The sequence below is a fragment of the Aeromicrobium sp. PFPM2_SD2 genome (assembly GCF_057364525.1).
This window is the reverse complement of sequence record NZ_JBNFNZ010000324.1, coordinates 1-2867: the sequence shown is the minus strand read 5'-3', so window position 1 is coordinate 2867 and position 2867 is coordinate 1. Positions and strand designations below refer to the sequence as shown.

At 70.9% G+C, this 2867-nt stretch carries 4 protein-coding genes; 3 read left to right on the top strand and 1 reads right to left on the bottom strand.

Going from position 1 to position 2867, the window contains the following annotated elements:
- Nucleotides 1–1004: cytochrome c oxidase assembly protein (locus tag AC2W7G_RS12940; protein WP_485868803.1), on the top strand; the 1004-nt coding region annotated here is incomplete at its 5' end.
- 86 nt (nt 1005–1090) lie between these two features.
- Here AC2W7G_RS12940 and AC2W7G_RS12935 read toward each other — a convergent pair.
- The gene (locus tag AC2W7G_RS12935; RefSeq protein ID WP_485868802.1) at nt 1091–1708 is read right to left on the bottom strand and encodes a superoxide dismutase; all 618 of its coding nucleotides are present in this window, start codon (nt 1706–1708) and stop codon (nt 1091–1093) included.
- Nucleotides 1709–1935: 227 nt separating this feature from the next.
- Between AC2W7G_RS12935 and clsA the strand changes: the two genes are divergently transcribed.
- A complete protein-coding gene (clsA, locus tag AC2W7G_RS12930) occupies nt 1936–2520 on the top strand; it encodes a cardiolipin synthase ClsA (protein WP_485868801.1) in 585 nt (194 codons plus the stop codon).
- On the top strand, nt 2517–2867 hold a 351-nt coding region (locus AC2W7G_RS12925), incomplete at its 3' end, for a hypothetical protein (RefSeq protein WP_485868800.1). The genes clsA and AC2W7G_RS12925, both read left to right, overlap by 4 nt.

The window sequence follows — 2867 nt, the reverse complement described above, 5'->3', positions numbered from 1 at the left end:
CGCGCACGCCGACCCCGGTCGGCGAGGACGTGCTCAGCGCCGCCGAGACCCTCATCGGCGGCCCCATGCCGGCCGACCCATCGGTCTCGCGCTTCCTGCTCGGCCACGCGGCCAGCGGCTTCGGGCTCACCGTCCTGGCGCTGGGCACGGCGCTCTACGTGTACGGCGTCGTGAAGCTGCGCCGGCGCGGCGACCGGTGGCCGGTGGGCCGCACCGTGTCGTGGCTGCTGGGCATGGTGGTGGTCGGCTGGGCGACGCTGGGCGGCCTGGCCGAGTACTCCCACGTGATGTTCAGCGCGCACATGATCGCGCACATGCTGCTCTCGATGGTGGCGCCGATCTTCCTGGTGCTGGGCGCCCCGGTGACGCTCGCGCTGCGGACGCTGCCCGGCCCGCGCCAGCCCGGCGAGGTCGGCCCGCGCCAGCTGCTGCTGTCGCTGCTGCACTCGCGGTTCGCGCGCATCTGGACCCACCCGGTCGTGGCCGCGGTGATCTTCGTCGGCAGCCTCTACGGGCTGTACTTCACGCCGCTGTTCGAGACGCTCATGCGCTGGCACCTGGGCCACGCCCTCATGGACGTCCACTTCCTGCTCGTCGGCTCGCTGTTCTACTACGTGCTCATCGGCATCGACCCCAGCCCGCGCCAGCTCGCCCCGCCGGTGCGGTTCGCGATGCTGCTGTTCACCGTGCCGTTCCACGCGTTCTTCGCGGTGGCGGTCATGTCGGCCAACCAGGTCATCGCCGACCGGTACTGGCTCGACCTGGACCGACCCTTCGCCACCGACCTGCTGCACGACCAGTACGTCGGCGGCAGCGTCGCCTGGGCGCTGGGCGAGGTGCCGCTCATCCTGGTCATGGGCGCCCTGCTCGTGCAGTGGGTGCGCTCGGACCGGCGCGAGGCGCGGCGCAAGGACCGCAAGGCCGACGCCGACGGCGACGCCGAGCTCGAGCAGTACAACGCGTGGCTCGCGCAGCTGCCGCACGAGCGGCGCATCCAGCGCTGACGCCCCTGCGACGGGCCCAGAGGACGCCTGCGACGCACGACGGCCGGCACCCCGCGAGGGATGCCGGCGTCGCCGCGAGCGGTGGGTCAGAAGATGATCTGGCCGCCGGTGGTCGCCGCGGTGAAGCGCTCCTGGGCGTCGGCCCAGTTCACGATGTTCCACCACGCCTTGACGTAGTCCGCCTTGACGTTGAGGTAGTCCAGGTAGAACGCGTGCTCCCACATGTCCAGCTGCGCGATCGGGATCAGCGTCGCCGGGATGTTGCTCTGCTGGTCGTACAGCTGCACGACGAGCAGCTTCTGGCCCAGCGTGTCCCAGGCCAGGATGGCCCAGCCCGAGCCCTGGATCGTCAGCGCGACCTGCTCGAAGTGGGCGCGGAACTTGTCGAACGAGCCGAAGTGCTCGTCGATGGCCGCCGCCAGCTCGCCGGTGGGCTTGTCGCCGCCGTCCGGGGAGAGGTTCTTCCAGAAGATCGAGTGGTTGATGTGGCCACCGAGGTTGAACGAGAGGTTCTTCTCGATGCCGGCGATCGCGCCGAAGCTGTCGGTGGCGCGCGCCTCCTCGAGCTTCTCGATCGCGGTGTTGAGGCCGGTGACGTACGTGTTGTGGTGCTTGGAGTGGTGCAGCTCCATGATCTTGCCGGAGATGAACGGGTCGAGCGCGCCGTAGTCGTACGGCAGCTCGGGCAGGGTGTATTCAGCCACGGATCCTCCTCAGGGCACCGGGCTCAGGGCCCGGATCATGTTCTGTTGTCGGGTGGTGACCCCAGTCTGTCAGGCGTGCGTCGGCGCGCAACGGTGGTCCTGCTCCGCGGACGTCCGACCGCCACGCGGGGGAGCCGGAGACGACGCGTCGGGCGCCGCGGGGCCATGTCCTAGTCTGTCCACTGACGCGCGGGCCGCCCGGCCCGCAGAACGGCCGAGGAGGCGCAGTGGCGGACGACCGGATCATCACGATCCCGAACGCGCTGAGCTTCCTGCGCCTGCTGCTCGTCCCGGTGTTCCTGTGGCTCGTGCTCGGACCGGAGAAGGACGAGCTCGCGCTGCTCGTGCTCATGGCCTCGGGCGTCACCGACTACCTGGACGGCAAGCTGGCCCGCGACCTGGGCCAGGTGTCCAAGATCGGCGCGATCCTCGACCCGGTCGCCGACCGGCTCTACATCCTCGCCGTCGTCGTCGGCCTGGGCCTGCGCGACATCATCCCGTGGTGGCTGGCCATCATCCTGCCGCTGCGCGACGTCTTCCTGTTCGCCCTCGTGCCGTTCCTGCGCACCCGCGGCTACAGCTCGCTGCCCGTCCACTTCCTGGGCAAGGCGGCCACCGCCGCGCTGCTCTACGCCTTCCCGCTGCTGCTGCTCGGCGACGGGTCGGGCACGGTCGCCGACCTGGCGAACGTCTTCGGCTGGGCCTTCACCATCTGGGGCGTCGGCCTGTACTGGTGGGCCGGCATCCTCTACGCCTTCCAGGTCCAGCGCCTGCTCTCGACCATGCCGCGGGTGACACGGGCGGCCTCATGACGCCCGTCCGCACCCCGTCGGGCGGCTTCGAGCCCAGCGTCCTGGACACGATCGCCGCGAACGCGCTCGACGACGACTACTACGAGGTGCGGCCCGGCCGCTACGCCCGCTCGCGCGGGTGGGTGGCCGCGGCGGTCCTGGTGCTGTTCGGCGTCATGGTGACCATCGCCGTCGTGCAGACCCGCGACGAGTCGCTGGACCGCCAGGTGGCGCGCGAGACGCTCGTCGCCGACATCCAGTCGCGCCGCGAGACGCTCTCGGCGACCCAGGCCACGCAGCGCGACCTGCGCTCGCAGGTGGCGGCGCTGCGTGCGGCGGCCGGCGACGACGACCCCGACTACTCGGCG